The 20,662-nt window shown below is 39.0% G+C and carries 16 protein-coding genes, 1 tRNA gene and 2 pseudogenes; 6 read left to right on the forward strand and 13 right to left on the reverse strand.

What is annotated here, in order from left to right; translation table 11 throughout:
• Window positions 1–25: 25 nt before the first annotated feature.
• The gene (locus tag NMK36_RS22840) at window positions 26–1,978 is read right to left on the reverse strand and encodes an AMP-dependent synthetase/ligase (RefSeq protein WP_072718338.1); all 1,953 of its coding nucleotides are present in this window, start codon (window positions 1,976–1,978) and stop codon (window positions 26–28) included.
• A gap of 171 nt (window positions 1,979–2,149) precedes the next feature.
• Complete coding sequence (locus tag NMK36_RS22845; RefSeq protein ID WP_072718337.1) at window positions 2,150–2,557, reverse strand: DIP1984 family protein; 408 nt, start codon at window positions 2,555–2,557, stop codon at window positions 2,150–2,152.
• A gap of 206 nt (window positions 2,558–2,763) precedes the next feature.
• On the opposite strand from NMK36_RS22845, the gene xdhA reads away from it, so the two are divergent.
• The 4 genes from xdhA to tnpA are packed head-to-tail and all read left to right on the forward strand — an operon-like array spanning window position 2,764 to window position 7,952.
• Complete coding sequence (gene xdhA, locus NMK36_RS22850) at window positions 2,764–4,173, forward strand: xanthine dehydrogenase small subunit (protein ID WP_072718336.1); 1,410 nt, start codon at window positions 2,764–2,766, stop codon at window positions 4,171–4,173.
• Between the two features lie 4 nt (window positions 4,174–4,177).
• Entirely contained in the window at window positions 4,178–6,496 is a 2,319-nt protein-coding gene (xdhB, locus tag NMK36_RS22855; RefSeq protein ID WP_254174690.1) for a xanthine dehydrogenase molybdopterin binding subunit, read from the forward strand.
• A 59-nt stretch (window positions 6,497–6,555) separates the two neighbouring features.
• Window positions 6,556–7,497, forward strand: a complete 942-nt coding sequence (locus tag NMK36_RS22860; protein WP_254174691.1) for an XdhC family protein — start codon at window positions 6,556–6,558, stop codon at window positions 7,495–7,497.
• A 35-nt stretch (window positions 7,498–7,532) separates the two neighbouring features.
• Window positions 7,533–7,952, forward strand: a complete 420-nt coding sequence (gene tnpA, locus NMK36_RS22865) for an IS200/IS605 family transposase (protein WP_254174692.1) — start codon at window positions 7,533–7,535, stop codon at window positions 7,950–7,952.
• A gap of 220 nt (window positions 7,953–8,172) precedes the next feature.
• Here tnpA and NMK36_RS22870 read toward each other — a convergent pair whose 3' ends face one another.
• Window positions 8,173–10,503, reverse strand: coding sequence for an EcsC family protein (locus tag NMK36_RS22870; RefSeq protein WP_254174693.1), 2,331 nt, complete (start codon window positions 10,501–10,503; stop codon window positions 8,173–8,175).
• A gap of 351 nt (window positions 10,504–10,854) precedes the next feature.
• Between NMK36_RS22870 and argZ the strand changes: the two genes are divergently transcribed.
• Window positions 10,855–12,972 (forward strand): TIGR00300 family protein, encoded by a 2,118-nt coding sequence (gene argZ / locus NMK36_RS22875; protein WP_254174694.1) that lies wholly within the window; start codon window positions 10,855–10,857, stop codon window positions 12,970–12,972.
• Window positions 12,973–13,062: 90 nt separating this feature from the next.
• Here the strand turns inward: argZ and NMK36_RS22880 are convergent, their stop codons facing one another.
• The 9 genes and pseudogenes from NMK36_RS22880 to NMK36_RS22920 form a co-directional block, all read right to left on the reverse strand.
• Window positions 13,063–13,485, reverse strand: a complete 423-nt coding sequence (locus tag NMK36_RS22880) for a type II toxin-antitoxin system VapC family toxin (RefSeq protein ID WP_254174695.1) — start codon at window positions 13,483–13,485, stop codon at window positions 13,063–13,065.
• Window positions 13,482–13,733, reverse strand: coding sequence for a hypothetical protein (locus NMK36_RS22885; protein ID WP_254174696.1), 252 nt, complete (start codon window positions 13,731–13,733; stop codon window positions 13,482–13,484). Before NMK36_RS22885 ends, NMK36_RS22880 begins: the two co-directional genes overlap by 4 nt.
• A 264-nt stretch (window positions 13,734–13,997) precedes the next feature.
• Entirely contained in the window at window positions 13,998–14,207 is a 210-nt protein-coding gene (locus NMK36_RS22890; protein WP_072718330.1) for a type II toxin-antitoxin system HicB family antitoxin, read from the reverse strand.
• 130 nt (window positions 14,208–14,337) lie between these two features.
• Window positions 14,338–14,730, reverse strand: a complete 393-nt coding sequence (locus tag NMK36_RS22895) for a GUN4 domain-containing protein (RefSeq protein WP_254174697.1) — start codon at window positions 14,728–14,730, stop codon at window positions 14,338–14,340.
• Between the two features lie 17 nt (window positions 14,731–14,747).
• Window positions 14,748–15,032: pseudogene (locus NMK36_RS22900) on the reverse strand (protein kinase domain-containing protein); the annotation flags it as partial.
• Between the two features lie 8 nt (window positions 15,033–15,040).
• A complete protein-coding gene (locus NMK36_RS22905) occupies window positions 15,041–16,078 on the reverse strand; it encodes an IS630 family transposase (RefSeq protein WP_072718165.1) in 1,038 nt (345 codons plus the stop codon).
• A 66-nt stretch (window positions 16,079–16,144) separates the two neighbouring features.
• Window positions 16,145–16,483, reverse strand: a pseudogene (locus NMK36_RS22910) (4-Cys prefix domain-containing protein); the annotation flags it as partial.
• A gap of 156 nt (window positions 16,484–16,639) precedes the next feature.
• Window positions 16,640–17,671, reverse strand: a complete 1,032-nt coding sequence (locus NMK36_RS22915; RefSeq protein WP_254174698.1) for a C39 family peptidase — start codon at window positions 17,669–17,671, stop codon at window positions 16,640–16,642.
• 411 nt (window positions 17,672–18,082) lie between these two features.
• Window positions 18,083–18,916, reverse strand: a complete 834-nt coding sequence (locus NMK36_RS22920) for an SGNH/GDSL hydrolase family protein (RefSeq protein WP_083579923.1) — start codon at window positions 18,914–18,916, stop codon at window positions 18,083–18,085.
• 249 nt (window positions 18,917–19,165) lie between these two features.
• On the opposite strand from NMK36_RS22920, the gene NMK36_RS22925 reads away from it, so the two are divergent.
• Window positions 19,166–20,530 (forward strand): serine/threonine protein kinase, encoded by a 1,365-nt coding sequence (locus NMK36_RS22925; RefSeq protein WP_254174699.1) that lies wholly within the window; start codon window positions 19,166–19,168, stop codon window positions 20,528–20,530.
• A 17-nt stretch (window positions 20,531–20,547) separates the two neighbouring features.
• On the opposite strand, the gene NMK36_RS22930 is transcribed toward NMK36_RS22925, so the two are convergent.
• A tRNA-Ser gene (locus NMK36_RS22930) sits at window positions 20,548–20,639 on the reverse strand.
• Between the last annotated feature and the right edge of the window lie 23 nt (window positions 20,640–20,662).

Below are 20,662 nucleotides of genomic sequence, written 5' to 3' on the forward strand. Positions count from 1 at the left end.
ACAAGTTCTTATTCACCTTTGACTGCTAACGGGTGACGGTTTCATACATTTTGTTAATCATATCGCGGTAGCGTTCCATTACAACGGGGCGCTTAACCTTCAAGGTTTGGGTTAACATCCCATTTTCCATAGAGAAGGGTTCTGAAAGTAGCTGAAACGGGCCAATACGATCATCAATGCGATAACTGGGACGGTTTTTAACTTCGCGGTTGAGTTCTTCTCGAAACAAGCTTTGAACCGCAGGACTGTCTAAGGTAATTTCCTGAGTTGGGTTCAGGGATGCTTCGGAAGATTTTAAGGTTAAATTTTGGTGAATTGCCCATTGTTTTAAAGCATCTAAATTCGGAACAATTAAAGCCCCTAAGCATTTTTGATCTTGACCGACTAACATGATTTGATCAATATAAGGACTGCGTAAACAAGCATCTTCAATGGCTTGGGGTTCAATATTTTCACCATTGGTTAAAACAATTGTATCTTTCGCCCGACCCGTTAATACTAAGTCGTTGTCCGGGGATAACCAACCTAAATCTCCGGTATCAAACCAGCCATCACCATCAATGGCTTTGGCTGTGGCTTGGGGATTTTCAAAATATCCTGTCATTACCTGTGGCCCCCTGGCTAATACTAACCCCTTTTGACCCCAGGGCAAGATTTGACGGGTTTCGGGGTCAACGATGCACAGTTCTGTTTGGGGAATAGGTTTACCCGATGACCCGCGTAAATTATGCCATTCTCGACGGGCACTTAACACCGGGGCGGTTTCTGTTAAACCATAGCCAACTAATAAATTAATTCCGACAATTTCATAGAAATTTTCTAAGTGCATGGCTAGGGAACCCCCGCCACTAATGGCAAATTTCAGTTGTCCCCCTGTGGCTTCTCGAACTTTTTGATACACTAAGCGATCGCCTAAATAATGAATCGGCGCTAATATCCAGGTTTGTAACTGGGCGAGGAATTTTTCAGAAGTTGAAGGAGAATCTAAATTTAAGGTTAATCCTTGAACAAGGCGACAAGCTAAAATATATCTTTCACTGATGGAAAACAAGAAATTAACAATTTTTTGTCGAAGGGCAGGTTGTTCTCGAAATTGTTTTTGTGCACTTTCATAAATTGATTCCCAAATTCGGGGAACACTGACCATATAATGGGGTTGAAATTGCTTTAAGTCTTGCTTAAAATAACGAATACTTGTATAAACAACGGTGCATCCTTGGGATAAGCAAAAATATTGTCCGGTGCGTCCCAAGGTATGCCAAGTGGGAAGAATACTGAGGAAGATTTCACCTGGGTCGGGGTGAATGACATCAGGAATCGCATTAATTTGATGCAGTAAATTTTCATGGGTTAACATTACTCCTTTCGGTTTTCCAGTGGTTCCTGAAGTATAAAGGAGTGTGGCTAAGGTATCAGGATGATACTGTATGGGTTTAAGGGGGGTATTTTTCCCTTTTTCCATCAGTTGGTTAAAATTTAAAACGGGAATGGTGGGTAAATCACGGGAATTGGGGGTTTCATCAGACAGTAAAATTACGAATTGAATCGGTAGATCTTCAATTTGGGGACGCAATTTTTTCAACAAGGCAAAGTTTTCTACCACTAAGCCTGTACTGCCACTATCTTTAAGAATATAAGCTAATTCTAAGGGATCGGCTGTTGCTCCTCGTACCACATCTGCCGCCCCAGCCGTGAGGATTCCTTGATCTGCAATCATCCACCGGGGGCTATCATCGGAGAATAAAGCGATCCGTACAGGTAAAGCTTCCGTTGTGGCTTCTATTCCCAGGGTTTGTAAGCCGGTGGCAAATTGTTGAATTTGTTGCCACACTTGCGAATAGGTTAGGCGAACTTCTGGTTTCCCGTGAGGGTCATGTAGCGCAATAATTTGACCGACATTTTGATCCAAAATTGGCCAAATTTCAGGAAAACAGTGTAGAGAAGAATACAGAGAACGCCAGTCAGTAGGATTAATCATAGACAGCCATGTTAGTTAATCAACAACGTTGAAAGGAATCCCTAAAATTAGAGGATTCTATTTTGATACTGTGACTATCTTAACGGAGCAAGAGGACTCTCTAGGGAAATAGCGGACAGATTTTTGTCTGGCTTAGGTTTAGGCGATAGAATTTTGATTAATAATTAACCGTCAACCCGAATAATTTATGACGGGTAATAAAAACTGTCGCTGAATTGCAGCAATATCAATGGTACTGATAAAGCGCACTTCAGAACGACTATATCGATCTTGTCGAATAGCGGCTTCTTGAACTAAATTTTCATAGCTACTTCGCTTCAACATTAATATATCGCGTTCTGCTAACGCATCGGCTAAGGTTCCTTCTTGGAAGGGCGTAGTTGAGTTGGTTCGATTAATTTGTTTAATTAAAGTTACCAATTCAGTCGTTATTAATTCTAATTCCGCTAATAAATCTTCGGGGTTTTCCGCCGGTTGTTCCCCTTCCTGTACTTTTGCAATTAGGGATAACCGTTGTCTTAATTGCGCTATTTTTTTCTGAGAATCCCCTCGTAAAATCAAGGCTTCAGCTAATTTCAAACTCGCTCACCTCCATCCCAGCTAAAAATTCGTTTTTTTAGATATTTTTGATTCCTAATTAATGCATTACATTTGTAACACACTGCTGTCAAGGGGGGATTGAAAAAATTTTGGTCACAGTCATTCTGGAGAAGATCTTGACAAATATAGATAATTGTGCAGAGATGGGAATAATCGGAAATCCCAACCCTTAAAACCTACAGCCTATGCAAAACAACACCTTCAGCCTCACGATTAATGGTGAAAAGGTTTTGATTCAAGACCTTTCCCCGACCCTAACCTTGCTGGAATACTTGCGCCGCAGTGGACGGGTGGGGACGAAGGAGGGGTGCGGGGATGGGGACTGTGGAGCTTGTACAGTGGCGGTTGTGGGTCAGGGGTCGAATGGACAACCCCAATATCTAGCGATGAATAGCTGTTTAATTCCCTTGGCTGCGATGGCGGGACGGGAAATTATTACTGTTGAAGGGGTTGGGAAAGACGGTCTGCATCCGGTACAGGCGGCGATGGTGAGTTTGGGGGGTTCCCAATGCGGTTATTGTACTCCGGGTTTTATTATGAGTTTGTTTACGGCGTACTACAAAGGTGAGGTTAATGATGAATCTTTAGAAGGAAATTTATGTCGATGTACGGGTTATTTACCTATTCGTCGAGCCGCAGAACTCGTTAATCATACCCATCCTTGTGATCAATTTAGTGAACGATTAACACAAATTGATTTATCGGTTAATTCTGTCCATTATATCACTCCTCATCAGCAGTTTTTCCGTCCGCTTCAACTCTCTGAAGTTTTAGAGCTTTTACAACAGTATCCCCATGCTAAATTAGTCGCAGGAGCAACGGATTTAGGCTTAGAAATGAGCCATCATTATCAAGAGTTTCCGACTTTAATTTCTTTAGAATCTGTTGCAGAACTTCTGGAACTTAAACAAACTTCAGATTATGTAGAAATTGGGGCTGCAATTCCTCTAAGCCAGATTGAAGAAAACTTAAAGGGAATATACCCTAGTTTAGATGAAATGTTATCTTGGTTTGCGGCTCGACAAATTCGTAACCGGGCTACAATTGGAGGTAATTTAGCAACCGCTTCTCCTATTGGAGATTTAGCTCCTGTTTTATTATCTTTAGATGCAAAATTGCGGTTAGCGAGTTTAAGGGGAGAACGGATAATTGCCATTGCTGATTTTTTTAAAGGGTATCGTCAAACGGAATTACAATCCCAAGAAGTGATTGTTTCTATTATTATTCCTAAAAACATAACTGCTAATGTTGTTCATCGTTTGAGTCAATCGTATAAAATTGGAAAACGGGGAACCGATGATATTAGTATTGTTTCCGCCGCTTTTACCATTGATTTAGATATCAATAATACGATTATTCATACCAGACTTGCCTATGGTGGAGTTGCAGCCATTCCGATTCGAGCGATTAATATTGAAACAATGCTGATTGGAAAACCTTGGAATTATGCAACAATTCAAAATGCTAAAATTTTATTAAAAGATACCTTTAACCCTTTAACTGATTTGCGAGGAAGCGCAGATTACCGTAAACAATTAGTTGCTAATTTATTTGAAAAATTCTTTATCGAATTTTCTCCCATTACCTTGCTATAAAATTATGAAAGACAATCCTAAATCCAAATCCCATGAAAGTGCCATTAATCATGTTAGTGGAAAAGCAATTTATACCGATGACCAACGACTCCCAAGCGGAATGTTATATTTATGGCCAGTTTTATCTTCCTATGCTAAAGCAAAAATATTAAAAATTGATACTGCAAATCTGAATCATATTCCGGGGTTTGTTACCCTTTTAACGGCTGATGATATCCCTGGAATCAATAACACGGGAACTATTAAGCATGATGAGGTTTTATTACCCCATGATGAAGTTAACTATTGGGGTCAACCTGTGGTTTGGGTCGTTGCAGAAACAGAAATTGCAGCCCAAAAAGCAGCAGAAATGATTAAAATTGACTATGAAGTCTTAACCCCAATTTTAACGATTCAAGATGCTATCCTAAATAATAGCGTTCATGGCGATACAAATATAATGCGTCGAGGAAACCTCACAACTGCTTTACAAAAATCTGATTTTATTTTAACGGGGAATATTGAAATACAAGGTCAAGATCATTTTTATTTAGAAACACAAGTTGCTTGGGTAATTCCTAATCTTGAAGACGGTTATCAAGTTTATTCTTCTACTCAACATCCCAGCGAAACTCAAGCCATTATTTCAGAAGTTTTAGGGATTCCTCGTAATCAAATTGTTGTCACTTGTTTAAGGATGGGAGGAGGGTTTGGAGGGAAAGAAACCCAAGCGAACCCCATCGCAGCTATTGCCGCTTTAGCAGCTAAAAAAACCGGATGTCCGGCGAGAGTTCGACTCAAACGAGATCAAGATATGATTACCACCGGAAAACGACATCCTTTTTTAGCCCAATATCAAGTTGGATTTAACTCAGACGGTCAACTTTTAGCCTTAGATATTGATTTATATTCCGATGGCGGTTGGAGTGTCGATTTATCCTTTCCCATCATGCAACGGGCAATGTTTCATATTGATAATTGTTATTATATTCCTAACTTGGAAGTTCGGGGACAAGTGGTAAAAACGAATAAAGTTTCTAATACAGCTTTTCGGGGATTTGGGGGGCCACAGGGGATGGCAATTATTGAACAGATTATCGATAAAATTGCGCGTAAATTAAGTTTACCGCCTGAAACCATCCGAGAACGTAATTTTTATCACGGAGAAGGGGAAACTAATACCACCCATTACGGTCAAGAAATTGTTGATAATCGAATTGTACGAGTTTGGGAAGAAGTCAAACAAAAATCAAATTTTGAATCTCGAAAACTAGAAATTGAACAATTTAATCAAAATCATGATTATCAAAAACGAGGGTTAGCGATGACTCCGGTTAAATTTGGGATTTCTTTTACTAAAACCGAATATAATCAGGCGGGAGCTTTAATATTAATTTACCAGGATGGCAGTATTCAACTCAATCATGGCGGCACAGAAATGGGGCAGGGTTTACAAACGAAAATGTTACAAGTTGCATCACAAGCTTTAGGGGTGAATATTAAACGATTTAGAATCATGCCCACCAGTACGGATAAAGTTCCCAATACCTCAGCAACGGCGGCTTCTAGTGGTTCAGATTTGAACGGTCAAGCGGTTAAAAATGCCTGTGAAATCCTAAAACAACGATTAGCAGAAGTCGCTGCAAAAGTATTAAATCTTGATGAACCTCAAGATTTAATTTTTGAGGAAGATTGGATTTATTGTCAAAGTTATCCCCGTTATAAAATAGCCTTTGATGAAGTAGTTAAACAAGCTTATAATCAACGAGTGAGTTTATCGGCAACGGGCTATTATCGTACCCCAAATATTGATTATGATCCTAAACTGGGCAAGGGTAGACCTTTTTATTATTATGCTTATGGGGCGGCTGTCAGTGAGGTAGAAATTGATGGGTTTACGGGAACGTTTAAACTGCGTCAAGTGGATATTGTACAGGATGTGGGAGAATCGTTAAATCCTTTAATTGATATTGGGCAAATAGAGGGGGGTTTTGTGCAAGGAATGGGATGGTTAACGATGGAAGAATTAGTTTGGGATGAACAAGGAAGATTGAAAACTTTTGCCCCCAGTACCTATAAAATACCCACTATTAAAGAAATTCCTAAAAATTTCAACGTTCATTTATTAAAACGGGCAGCCCAGGATGGAGTAATTTATGGTAGTAAAGCCGTTGGAGAACCCCCTTTTATGTTAGCAATATCGGTCAGAGAAGGAATTCGAGATGCAATTGCCGCTTTTGGTAATCGAGATTTTATTTTATTAGCGTCTCCAGCTACACCAGAAGCTATTTTAAATGCTATTGAACAGGTACAATTAAAGTTAGTAAACTCCTCGGAACCTTGAGCAATTTAATCAGTCATTTATTCTAATATACCCTTGTCATTACTTGCCTTTCTAACTTCATGATTATTCAATTTTATCAACAACTCATTCAGGTTTTATATGAAAATGCTGCGGTCGTTGCAACCGTAACCCGTGTTATCGGTTCAGTCCCTAGAGAACTGGGGGCAAAAATGATCATTTGTGAGGATGGTCGCACGTTTAATACTGTTGGGGGGGGTGCTGGAGAAGCAAAAGTTATTCAGCAAGCCAGAGAGGTTTTAAAAACTGGAGAAAAACAATGGGTTGATATCGATTTATCCGGCGCACCACAACGAGAAACCCAGGGAGTTTGTGGGGGGTTAATGCAAGTTTTATTAGAACGATGGTCAGGAGAAAAAGCGATCGCTTTAGCTGAGAATATTCTATCTTTATTGCAAGCGGGAAAATCGATTATGTTAGTGACTTCTTTTGATGCTGCTTTCCCCTATTTACTCACATCTGAACATCCTATCCCTGCCTCGGATCAAATTTTTATAGAAACCCTACAACCCCCTCCTACCTTACTCATTATTGGAGCAGGTCATATCGGAGAAAAGTTAGCTAAAATTGCTGATTTTATGGGTTTTAAAATCATTATCCAAGATTCTCGTCCTGAATTTACCTCTCCTGAACGATTTCCCCCCAATTCCTTGATTTTTAATCAAAATATTGCAACCGTTTTACAACAATTAACGTCCCCAAAAAACTTATATATTGCTTTAGTAACAAGAGGTTATGAATATGATATTGAAGCTTTAAAAAGTATTTTAAATATTAATTTACCGTATCAATATATTGGCATGATTGGCAGCCAAAAACGAATCAAAGTTGTCTATAAAGCTTTACAAAATTGTGGGATTTATTCTCATCAACTCCAGCCAATTCATTCTCCTATTGGATTAGATATTGGTGCTTTAACGCCTGAAGAAATTGCGATTAGTATTGCTGCGGAATTAATTCAAGTTTACCGATCTAAAAGTTAATTGTATTCTAGGAAGAGGGTCTTGATGGATTTAATATGGCATTTTGGCGTACCTATTATCACTTAGTTTGGGCAACAAAAAATCGACAACCTTTGATAACGGCTGATCGAGAATCAGAGCTTTATGGTTATATTATTGGTAAAGCCGATTATTTAGGATGTATTGTTCATGCAATTGGAGGTGTGGAAGATCACATTCATCTTGTGGTTTCTATCCCTCCAAAATTATCGGTTTCTGAATTTGTCAAAACCATTAAAGGGAGTAGTGCTTATCATTTGAATCATACCCCTTCAACTTCGGGGTTAGGGTTTAGTTGGCAACATGGATATGGGGTTTTGACATTAGGAGGGAAACAATTGGAAGATGCTAAAGCTTATGTGAATAATCAAAAAGAACATCATTGTTATGGGACTACAATTTTGGGTTTAGAACCAGATTATCAAGACAAGGATTAGATAGTTTCTGACTTAGGGGCGGGTTCACTCAACCTTTTCCATCCAAATAGAGCCGTGAAATCAATTTCCGGCTCAGAGCTTAAACCCGTTAAAACGGGTTGTTTTTTGAATTTTAACTATCTTTAGATAGTTTTAGCTTTTAGCCCGAAATTTATTTCAGGGCAACAAACTAAAATTGAGGTTAATTTTATCAACATCAAAAAATTAACCTCAATTCTTTCTAAGTTACAGATGGTAACTTGTCTTTTACAGCAATTGCTTTATTGACTATTTCTTGAACTTTCTTACCTTCTGTAATTAATTGAGAAACATAGCTATTAACCTCAGCAATTAACTCTTGATAAATTTCTTGTGAAAGAGGATCTTTACCACTTACTTTTACTTCATAATATTGACAAGCCGCATATCCTACCGCTAAAAATAAGGTTGCATTAATGATGCCGCTAATTGCAAAACTTGGAATTGGAGTATGCTTAAGTAAAAACCCTAAACCAATTTTTGGTAAATTATCTGTTGTCAAAGTTAAACCTAAAATGGCTAGGATCTCCTGTCTTGATTCTGGCGATTTAATATTTTGCTCATAAGCACAAGCAATTTCATAAACCATTTGAATTAATAATGGTGTTGTTCCACCTAAGTCTACAACTAGGGAAACTCCTGGGACTGCACTAGCCATACCTGCAATGAAAAAAGAATACAAAACTTTCTCATTGATGAGATGTTGAGCTATTTGGCTGCTTGCAAAAATTGAATGATTTTTTTTGGTTTGACTAACAATAGTAAGTGCTTCTTCCGCTAAACGAACACTCAAAATACATTCTAAAATCCTTTCTTTCCAATATTCATTCCAATAGTTAATGATTTGTTGCAGGAATTGTTTAACAAATTGTTCTGATGTTTGAGTGATTCCATTAAGGATATTGGTAATTTCTTGAGTTGCATTATTAACCTTTTGACTTGACACTTTAAGGCTTTCTTCTAAGGCTTCTAAGGTTTTTTGGATTTGTTCTAGTGTCCATTTAATATGTTCAGTAGTTGGATCTTGAATGGCTTTGACAAAATCTGCAAAAAACTGACCTAATTTATTAATATCTTCCTTAACTTCTGCTTCAATTTTTGTTTTTGTCAGGGAAACTGGTTCATCAAAAAAATCTAATAAGATTCCCGATGATAACGCATAAGTTTCTATTTCATAGATGATCTCGAAGATCCGACCCAACCCGTCATGGGCTTGGAGGAGTAACCGCTTTCTGCGGGAATTTAGCAAATTATCACGCTTTAGAGGTGTAACCACTTTCGCGATCGTCTCTATTTCTTTCTTTTTCTCTTGAATGAATTCAGGAGTGATGTCCCCATAAGAGCTAGGATCAGACGCGATCTTAAATGCGATCTCATCTAATACTTCAACTGCTTTTTTAGCAGTGTTTTCCATTTGTTCTGCCGTTCTTTTGGCATCCCTAGAATTGGGGTTTTCATTGACCATTACGAATGGCATTTTTATTGAGCAGGGGAGCAAAAAAAGATTACAAGCAAATTCATCTTCACCAGAAGTGACACTGACTATGACGTATTCTGGTAATTTTTTCCCTATTTCCGACACCCCATTTAGTTCTGCAGGAAAGTTAAAATATGTATTCTCACTACTAGATAGGAAATCATTTACGAAAGCTTTTATTGGTTTCAATGAAAGTGATCCCTGAAAACTCAAAAAGCTAAATCTGACGGGGATAAGGACATTCTTATCTATTTGAATTACTCCATCTTTTAACTCAATGGAGATATTCTTTTTGTTTTTTTTTGTGGCTTCATCCACCATCTCTTTTAGCTGCTTTACAATCCCCGATGGGGGTGTGGTAGTAATGCCAGAACCCAAAAAGTATTCTGGGAATTGTTCCCCTGGTTTTTCCTCTATTATAGGGACTTTGTAGTGACCTACAGCAAACGTCCCTATATCAAAGGAAAATTCTAGGGATGTTTTGTACCGGGCGATGTAAATTGCTTTACCTATTATATTTTTTAGGGGTATACTTTCTGGAGAGAAAGTTATTAAGGCTGTTTCTAACTCCTTATTTTTGTTCTCCCCGACAATCCAGTGATATGCTCGTGTTTGTCGGAGTGTTTTTAAGCCACTCTCCTCGTAAGTAGCCATTATCCAAAGGCTGATGTTTTCTATTGTCATTTTGTTCGCCTTGTGGTTATTTTTTAGCCACAAAGCATCCTCATCATACAAATTAGCTGTCCAGATTAGTTCTTCATTTTCAGAGGAGGAATTTTCACCGAAGTCACAAGAAATTGCAACCTCCTCACCAGAGGATAGCACTAAAATTATCTCTCCGTAATCTTCTTTTTTGATCAATTGAATTATATCTCCGTCTTTTTTGACGGTCGGAAGGGGGGCAGAGATTTCTCCCATCCATGATTTATTACTTCTTAAAGATTCGTCATAGAGCCTGATCCCTTTGGAAGATGTGTTAAAGCTTAGACAAAACTTTGAACACACCACAAAAAACTCTCCAGTAATGAATTCTTTCCTTAATTGATTGTATTTCATCTTATTTAGATTTAACTAGGTGTGCAAAACTGTCCCCAACCTCTAAGCGTTGAGTTATGCTTGGATCAAAAAACTTGTAGGTAGCGGTATAAAATTTTATTTTACTACAGGCTTAGGAAAATACAACCATTTTTTTTCAAACCCCATTAAAAAGAACTCCATCAGATTCATGAACTAATGTCAGGTTTTCCTAACATTTAATTACCCCGTGTGTCCACATCCCAGTGATATAATTAAAAATTGGCTTTTTATAGACCTAACTCCCCCTTCTCAACCTTAGAAGTGGGATTTTGTAGTGACTCCAATCTCTTATCGGTAGCAACCTGTAGCGTCTACCCTATTCTAACTAAAATGACAGATTCAATTCGTTTCCTGATGTGTCCTCCAGACCACTATGACGTGGACTATGTAATTAATCCTTGGATGGAGGGCAATATCCACAAATCGTCCTTTGATCGAGCCAGAGAACAATGGCAAAGTTTGTACCATCTTATCAAAGAAAACGCCATTGTTGACTTAGTAACCCCCGCTAAAGGTTGGCCGGATATGGTGTTTACCGCCAACGCTGGGTTAGTGCTCGATAAAACCGTCGTTCTCAGCCGTTTTTATCATAAAGAACGTCAAGGGGAAGAACCCTATTTTAAAACTTGGTTTGAAAGCCAAGGATTTACCGTTCATGAACTTCCGAAAGACCTCCCCTTTGAAGGTGCTGGAGATGCTTTATTTGACCGGGAAGGACGTTATTTATGGGCAGGATATGGCTTCCGGTCTGAACTTGATTCTCATCCCTTAATTGCAGAATGGCTGGATATTGAAGTGCTATCCCTGCGGTTAATGGATGAACGGTTTTATCATCTCGATACCTGTTTTTGTCCGTTAACAGGTGGGTATTTAATGTATTATCCTCCCGCCTTTGATTCCTATTCAAATCGCTTAATTGAATTGCGAGTTCCCCCAGAAAAACGGATTATTGTTGAAGAACCCGACGCCATTAACTTTGCTTGTAATACCGTCAATATTAATCAGACGGTGATTATGAATAAAGCCAGCGACAACTTAAAAGCTCGACTGCAAGAAGCTGGTTTTACCGTTCTCGAAACTCCCTTAACAGAGTTTTTAAAAGCAGGAGGAGCCGCCAAATGTTTAACCCTGCGGGTGACAGAACCGATTATTATTGATCGTCATGCTGTTATCAATATTGAAAGCCGCACCGTCCTGATGGAAGGACATTTATTAGATGCAGGCTTAATTAACCGTGCTTTAGATTTAGTCATCGAAGGCGGCGGAAGTTTCCAAGTCCTGAACTTTAACTTAGGAGAACAACGACAAAGCACCTCGAAAGCAGAGATTAAAATATCTGCTCCTTCCCATGAGGTGATGGAAGAAATTATTAGTCAATTAATTGATATTGGCGTTGTTTCCCTGGACGAAGATCAACGAGATGCTCGCTTACAACCCGTCGAACAAGATGGTGTTGGCCCCGATGATTTCTATGTGTCCACCATTTATCCGACTGAAGTTCGGGTAGATGGACAATGGCTAACGGTTCAAAATCAACGCATGGACGGTGCGATCGCCATTTCCGAAACCCCCAACGGTCTTGTCGCTCAATGTAAGATTCTACGGGATTTAAAACTCGGTGAACGAGTGGTGGTGGATGTCGTCGGTCTACGGACGATCCGCAAAACTGAATCTCGCGAACCCCGCAATGCACCCCAGGAATTCAGCTTTATGTCTGCTGGAGTTTCCAGTGAACGCCGGGTTGAGTTAATTGTGGAACAAGTGGCTTGGGAACTGCGCCAAATTCGCGATCGCGGCGGTAAAGTCGTGGTGACGGCTGGCCCAGTTGTGATTCATACCGGAGGGGCACAACATTTATCCCATCTCATCCGCGAAGGCTATGTGCAGGCTTTATTAGGGGGAAATGCGATCGCCGTTCACGATATGGAACAATCGATTATGGGAACCTCCCTTGGTGTGGATATGAAACAAGGTGTCGCTGTTAAAGGAGGTCATCGTCATCACCTTAAAGTGATTAACAGTGTTCGTCGTTGCGGAAGTATTGCCGCCGCCGTTGAACAGGGAGTCGTTAAGAGTGGAATTATGTACGAATGTGTGAAAAATAACATTCCCTTCTCCTTAGCAGGTTCGATTCGGGATGATGGCCCGTTACCGGATACGCAAATGGACTTAATTAAAGCTCAAGAGCATTATGCGGAACTGTTACGGGGTGCAGATATGATTCTGATGCTATCCTCAATGTTACATTCCATTGGGGTTGGCAATATGACGCCTTCCGGGGTGAAGATGGTGTGTGTGGATATTAACCCGGCGGTTGTCACCAAACTCAGCGATCGTGGTTCTGTGGAGTCTATTGGCGTTGTTACCGACGTCGGACTGTTCCTGAGTTTGTTAGTGAATCAATTAGACAAATTAACCAGTAAATACGGCGTCGTACAAGTTGGTTAATTGAGAAACCGGGTTTCTGCGTTAAGCTTTGCTATTAATAGAAAGATTGATTAAGAAACCCGGTTTCTGGTTTCTGACCCCCATATTGCTTTACAGTAAATTTTCTATCCAACAAAGATAGGGGGATAGAACATCTCTAGCAATAGCATTATAAAACCTTTCATCTGCTGTTACCATCTGGCATTGATTCATAACAGCTAAGGAGAGATAAACGCAATCATAAACAGCTTGGTCAACTCTAACAGCAATTTCTAAAGCCGTTGGCATTAAAGACTGTGAGGGATAGATTTGTAAATCCCCTGTCATCAGAACAGTTAAATCAGTTTGAGCCAGTTCTAAAGTTGTTTCTCCTCGTCGGACTCGTTTCCATAAAATGTTACCAATTTCCGAAAAAAAGAAATCAGGGACTAATAATTCATAGGTATCATCCAAGAGACGTTGGGCAATTTCAGAATGAATCTCAGGCAAGACCCATTTGATAGCGACATTGGCATCAACAACGAATTTACTCAACGATTTCTATCCTCTCTTAGCAATTCTACACTATCACTAAAGGTCTGATTGCCATGTTTTTGACGTGCTGTTGCAAGTTGGGAGCGAAAATTAGCCCTTTTAGAAACTTGATCGGTTATTTCTGCTTCCACTGTTCGAGCGAGAATAGCTTTGATTTCATCCTCTAAACTGCGGTTATGCTTTTGCGCTAAACTCTGGATTTTTTCAAAAATAACAGGGTTAAGATTATTGAGAATAATCGAATTCATATTGTTTACAAAAACGGTTAATCTCTATTTTAGACGCAGAATTAAGATTTACCAAGGTTTGGGGTGTGGAGATGTTTTTTGCGATCGCATTTTAAATCTACATCATGATCGAACATAGGAAATCCGGTTCCTGAACCCCACCAGCACCTCCTAGAAACCGGGTTTCTGTCTTAACCTTTGTTGCTAATAGAAAGATGGCATAAGAAACCCGGTTTCTGAACCACCAGAAATATTACATTGGGAATCCTCTACATTGTTTTTAAATTAAACTTCAACATATTCAGATATTGACGTAGGTTCAGGGATGGGTAAACCTTCGATTTCTAATCCTTCCAGATGAAAAATAATTGCTTCTTTAATTTCTTTTTCAACTTCTTCTATTGTGTAACCTGTTGCAACACATCCCGGCAAATCTGGAACATAAGCACAATAGTTACTTTCGGCTTTTTCAATGATAATGGCATAACGTTTCATTGAGTAATTTCTCTATCTTTTACTTTCATCTTAATTCCTATTGACCGTTCCCTTTTATATCGAAAATTGGGTCAAACAGAACCCCAAAAACTCGACTTGATAAAGGGCTGAAATTGTTAGAGATTACAGCTTACAGTTCTTGACGTGAGAGAAGCAACGCAAGAACACCACCCTTACCTCCGCCCCAACCAGACGTAAATACACGAGGGAGGTGGCCTACGGGAGCTTGGAATGAAAAGGTTAGATGATCATAGTTCATCCAACTACTGTTCTTTCTCCATCCAACGCGATCGCCTAACTTTTTCTCTGTCTCATAGTCAACCTTACCCCCAACTTCTAGCCAGATTTTCTTCTGGACACTAAAGCCAAAGTGGGACATACTGTATTTTACCCATAACTGATTAATGGTGCGTAAATCCTCAGAGGGGAAATTATTAATTGAGTTTGTATCTAACCATCCCTCATGAGTTCTTCCTGCTACTTCTAACATTTTATTAGCCGTTTCTCGATCAGCTTCTTTCAACTTTCCGGCTTTCAAAATGCGACATATCCCGCAGAACCAATGACCGTTCCTGTCACTGCTAACGCCGTTCTAGTCGCTGCTTTGGCGGCTCCAAAATCCACTAAAACGAATTTATGATCACTCTTTCTTCTAATAATATTTTCCGGTTTAATATCCCGATGAATCACCTGTTGTTGATGAATAAAGGTTAAAATAGGTAAGACATTTTCTAATAATTTAATAATTTTATCTTCTGAAAAAGCTCCTGTTTCAGACAATTCTTGATTTAAGTTTTGTCCTTCAATATATTCTTGAACCAGATATAGCAATCCTAAATAGGTTGTGGCAAAATCCCGTACATAAAAAGCTTGGGAAAATCAAAAATTTGCCCCTGAGCAAAAAACTCAAATAGCCACTTAACTACTTTAAAAGATGGGCATAAATGATAGAATTTTCTCACGAAATTTTTGGTTTGTAACCAAATATCTTCAACCGGATTTTGCTCCGGCGCATTAGGAGCAAAATTTACACAAGTAATCCGCCATTCTTCTTCCGATAAATTTTGATTAACTTGAGTTAAGTAATCTCGAAAGTTTTGAGAACAATGATAAGTGGCATTGTCCCAGACTATAGCCAACCTTTTCCCCGGATTTTGCTGTTGTAAATACTGGAGAAAGTCTACGGTATTTTCTGTATTGCCCGCCGCATAACCTTTGATAATAAATTCTTTCGTTTGGTAATCTAAAGCTCCATAATAAGTTTGCCTTTCTTTTTGATTTTTGATGGGAATTTCTATTCTTCGATCCGTCCTTCCCCAAACATACCCTAAAATATCTCCCCAAAGAAGATGACATTCATCAATCATAAACACTGTCAGCTTTCCCGCCCCTATTTCCTCTTTCCAACTCGCTAACTTTTTTTCAATTTCTTCCTTTTTCTCTTGGACTAACTGCTCATTTTTAGCCGGATTCTTTTTTTGGCTTTTTTTCCAACTGATGCGAGCCTCTTCCAGCAAGCTATAATAACTTTGATGGGATTGAAACACGACTCCATACTCCCTTTCTAACAAAACTTGTAAATCAGACAATCTTAACCAATCTCTTTCCCTTAATTCTTCAATAATTTTCTGTTTGTCTTCAGGGCTTAGATAACCTTTCCTTCCTTTATATTGAAGTTTTAAACTGTCTACTCCTTCCACAAGCACCCGATTTTTCCATTGGCTAATAAATCCTTGAGAAACTTGTAATAAGTCTTGAATTTCCCGGTAGGCTTTACCTTGTAATTTGAGTTTGACAGCGATCGCTCTTTTAATTTCTCTAGGATCTTTTGTCTGATTGATAAAATCGTCTATTTCGTCGATTATATTCATTTTCCGTTGCCAGCTTTGGGGGATTATTGCTAACCTTACATTTATTATAACTCATTTGGAAGTGCTATATTGACGGTGATCTTGACTAAAATAGGCGAATAATTCAGGAATTTGGGGATGTTTGCCTAACTGTTCTAATTGTATCGCTTCTCGTTTAAACAGTTCCTCAGCTTTTTCTTGATTATTCGTTCCTTGTGCTTGAGGAAAAAACTGTTTAATTACACAATAGGGTTGAGACGGTTTATCTTCATCCACCGCTTGAAACGTTCTGCCAAATCCCCCTTGTCCTAATATTTTTAACCCTCGATATCGTTCTTTTAAAAGTAACTTAGATCCACATTTTTGACAAAAATTAGTCGTTTTTGGGTTAGAGTGCAGGCAATCAGGGTTAAGACATTGACTCATGGTAAAGTCTGGGAATGATGAGATCTTAACTCAATCATAACAGTAAATTGTTCAGCTTGTACACACCTCCAAGAAACCGGGTTTCTGCATTAACCTTTGCTACTAACAGAAAGATAACATAATAAACCCGATTTCTGATCCCTTAAATTGGGTCAATTAAGTGGTAATAAAATGCACCCAAAAATCTCCATCAGGCATACAAACTCGACGGATTAAAGGGTAGGAATACCGCAAATAAGCCCCACTTAAATCGGTACGATATCCTGATGAAAACCATTCTCCATAGGGGTCATGTACCAGTAAGCCTTGTTCGTCATAACCAACCACTGGCATAACATGACCAAAGGAGGTAAAATAACCATGAATCACCGCAGGTTTGCCATCGGCTAACCAATCTTGTAATTCCTCCATTGTCGCCCGTTCTGCAAAGTAATCTTTTGCCCCATAATCTTTAACAATTTTAGCTAAATCATAGGGACTCCAGCGACTATAACCTTTTTGTAAGGCATATTCATAAAGTTCATCTTCAAATTGACCGCCACTGGTACGCCGACGAACTCCTAAATATTGCAAACACATAGCAATAGAAGTGACGTTACAGGAACCTGTGGGATTATAATAGTTATCCAATTGAGAACGATAGGGAAAGTTAGCCAGTTTGATACTTTGAGGACGAGGTTTAGGACAAACTAAATTTTTCCCTTGATAAATTTCGGCGTGTTGATCAAAGACATACCAAACAGATTGTTCTCCAAATTCATCAGCCCGAAATGCGACTCGAATATGACCCCGTAAAGGTTCGTAGGCGAGGAGTTTAAATTCTTGACCTGCTTTCACTCCTTGCTTTTCTGTATCACTCAGTTGAGAGGAAGCAACAGGTCTAAGTTTTAAAATAGTTTCTTTTGTAATTTTAAGAATGAGAACATCAGTAGAAATGTCTTCTCGCTTGGTTTCAATTAATTTTTTGGCGGTTTTTAATCCTAAAAATCCCGGTTCTCCGCATTCCATTAAGGTTTGAAATCGATGGAGAGCCGCTGTTGATTTAGGGCCAAATTTGCCATCTGCTGGAGGATCAAGCAAAGTCAAATTAATTAATATAACTTGAATTTGACGAGTTAATTCCTCATCAGTTGAGATCGCTTTAATATCATAACGTTGTTCTGTTCCTAGGATGTCTTGTAATTTCATATTCAGTAATTGATGCTATAAATTTAGACTGTGAGAAAAACAAATGACGATGGCAATAACTCGACCGAGGTTACAGGGGGTTAGACTACTCCTGACTTGATAAAAATTTCAGACGTTAATGATTATTCTGTAGATTAGCATAATTGGGTACTCCTCTACAAAAATTAACAATTCTCAAAGAAGATCCAGATTCCCCAGAAGGAAAGGTTTCAGGGTTGACAGTTCGTGATTGACAACTCACTGATCTTTTGTGGAAATATAGGTTGAAATCAGGATAAAACCGAAATTCTACCGCTCTTGTAAAGCGTTAAGAAACTCATTCATCTGTCATGACAAACGGGTGATCACCCCTGATGGGAGTGATCTCCTAGGGGTAATTCCCAGTCGATGATTTGAACAATCAGGATTAAATTAATCATTGAGTTTTAAGCTTTGAATTTTAGGTTCAGGAACACCCCACCCTTTCAGAATGGTATAGGCGATAATTTGATGACCTGCAATATTAGGATGAATCCCATCACGAGTTAATAGATTTTGTCCCTGTCCCCCATAACGCTGATAGGTGATAATCACATGACGAAAGGGAAAATTTAAGTCAATAAATTGACAGCGATATTGCAGAGCGACTTCCCGCATTACAGCAATATATTCTGCAATTCGTTGATTTTCTCGACTGCTGAGATCTTCATAAATAATGGTGGGGGATAGCAATAAAACAGGAATTCCTTTAGCAGTTGCAACCTGTACCATTGCCGTTAAATTTTGGCGATATTCTTGAGGTGTAGGAATATTCGGTCTGGCTGGTGTTGGAGTTTGGAAACTTTGCAAGACATCATTAACTCCAATATTAATGGTAATCAAATCGGGTTTTTGATCTAAAACATCTCGTTTAAATCGTTCCGACAGTTGGGTTGAAGTATTACCAGAAATCCCAGAACTAATTATTTCAACGGGTTGTTGAGGATACAAAAAATTTAAATAGCGTTGTAGCAACCAGACATAACCGCCATATTGTCCTCCACTTTGGGTAATACTATCCCCAACAACCACAATTCGATGTTTATTGCGTAGCACTTCCGGTTGGGGTTCAATGACGGGTTGCGGTGGGCGAGGGGTTGAGGGGGAAGTTGGCTTTTGGGGGGGCGCAGCTTCGATGCGTACCGATGGCGATGTAGAATACCATCCTAAACAACCGATTGTGATCGCAACAAGACATTGCACTACAACTGTCTGAACCTGTTTCATCTTGGAGGTGTATTGATTATGGGAAACGACAGCAACGGTGATTTTGCTGTATTAAAATCCCACATATTTTAACCAGAAATGGAAGATTAACCAAGATTAATGACTCACGGCTTGGAACAATTGTAAAGTCAAGCTTGTTCTCAACCTAGATTAAAACAAGTTAGTTAAAGGAATTGTTGGCTTTTCTTTGACATTCCGTGATCCCGTGTTACCCTAAAGAGTATGCGATCGCTTCATTTTGAGTTGAATATGTTAAACTCAGGACAAATTATCCAAGACCGCTATCAACTACAATCCCAATGTGGACGTACCGCCACCGGACGTCAAACTTGGCTGGCAATAGATCGGCAAACTCAAGAAAAAGTCATTATCAAGCTGTTAGCCTTTAGTCCGCAAATGGCGTGGGAAGAATTAAAACTGTTTGAACGAGAAGCGCAGGTTTTACAAGCTTTAAATCATCCTCGAATTCCTCATTATCGAGATTATTTTTCCCTCGATCAAAGTGTTGGGGGTGGTTTACCTTGGTTTGGATTAGTCCAAGATTATATTCCCGGTTCATCGTTACAAGATTTATTAGATCAAGGACATCGGTTTACGGAATCTCAAGTTAAAAAAATTGCTAAGGATATCTTAAAAATCTTAATTTATTTGCATGAATTAAGTCCTCCGGTTTTACATCGAGATATTAAACCGAGTAATTTAATTTTAGATGATTCAGAACAAATTTATTTAGTCGATTTTGGAGCCGTACAAGCCCAAGCCAGTGTTACAGGCGTAACGTTTACTGTTGTCGGAACCAGTGGTTATGCACCCTTAGAACAATTTTGGGGTCGGGCGGTAGCCGCATCGGATTTATATGCGTTAGGAGCCACATTAATTCATTTATTAACGAATACTTTCCCGGCGGATTTACCTCAAAAAGAGGCTCGAATTCACTTTCAAGATCGAATTAGTTTAAATCCGAATTTTGTTCACTGGATTGAACAAATAACCGAAATTTCTTTAGAAAAACGCTTACAAACCTCACGGGAAGCTTTAGAGTTGTTAAAAGCGGGCAAAATTCGTCCGCAAAACAATCAAAATTTGACTCCCCAACGGGCTTTAATTAAAAAACTGAATCAACCGTTTTATAGTACGATTAATGTTGATTACACCCCAGAGCATTTAAAGATTTACTTACCGCCTAAAGGATTTGGAAAACTATTTAACCTGGAAATCGGGTGTTCTCATTTGCTCATTGTTTATTTCGGTTTTGGTTTCTTCTTATCAATTTGTATACCGATGTTTTTGAGTAATCCCCTGTTATTTTGGTTTTTGTGTTCACTCCTATTTTTTTCTGGCTTCCTGTGGATATTCTTTTTAACTGATGAAAAAACCTGGGTTGAATTTGATCACACCCAGTTTAGAATCCTGCGAAAATCCAGGGGAATTCAATATCGTTTATTATCAGCCTCTCTATCCGATATTATTGGCGTTTTTATGGAGAAAAAGCGATCTAAATATGAGATTGTCATTCGCACCACATCCCAAACCTATCGCATTGGTGAAATGTTTGTGGCGGAGGAATGCGCGTGGTTAACCCAAAAAATTCAAGATTGGCTCTATCCTCATTAAATTGATGGGTTGATTAACGGAGAGGGAGGGATTCGAACCCTCGGTACGGAGTTACCTGCCGTACAACAGATTAGCAATCTGCCGCTTTCGACCGCTCAGCCACCTCTCCAGGAGCGACAATTAAATATACTA

Origin of the sequence: Planktothrix pseudagardhii, assembly GCF_904830925.1 — a bacterium.
Taxonomy (GTDB): domain Bacteria; phylum Cyanobacteriota; class Cyanobacteriia; order Cyanobacteriales; family Microcoleaceae; genus Planktothrix; species Planktothrix tepida.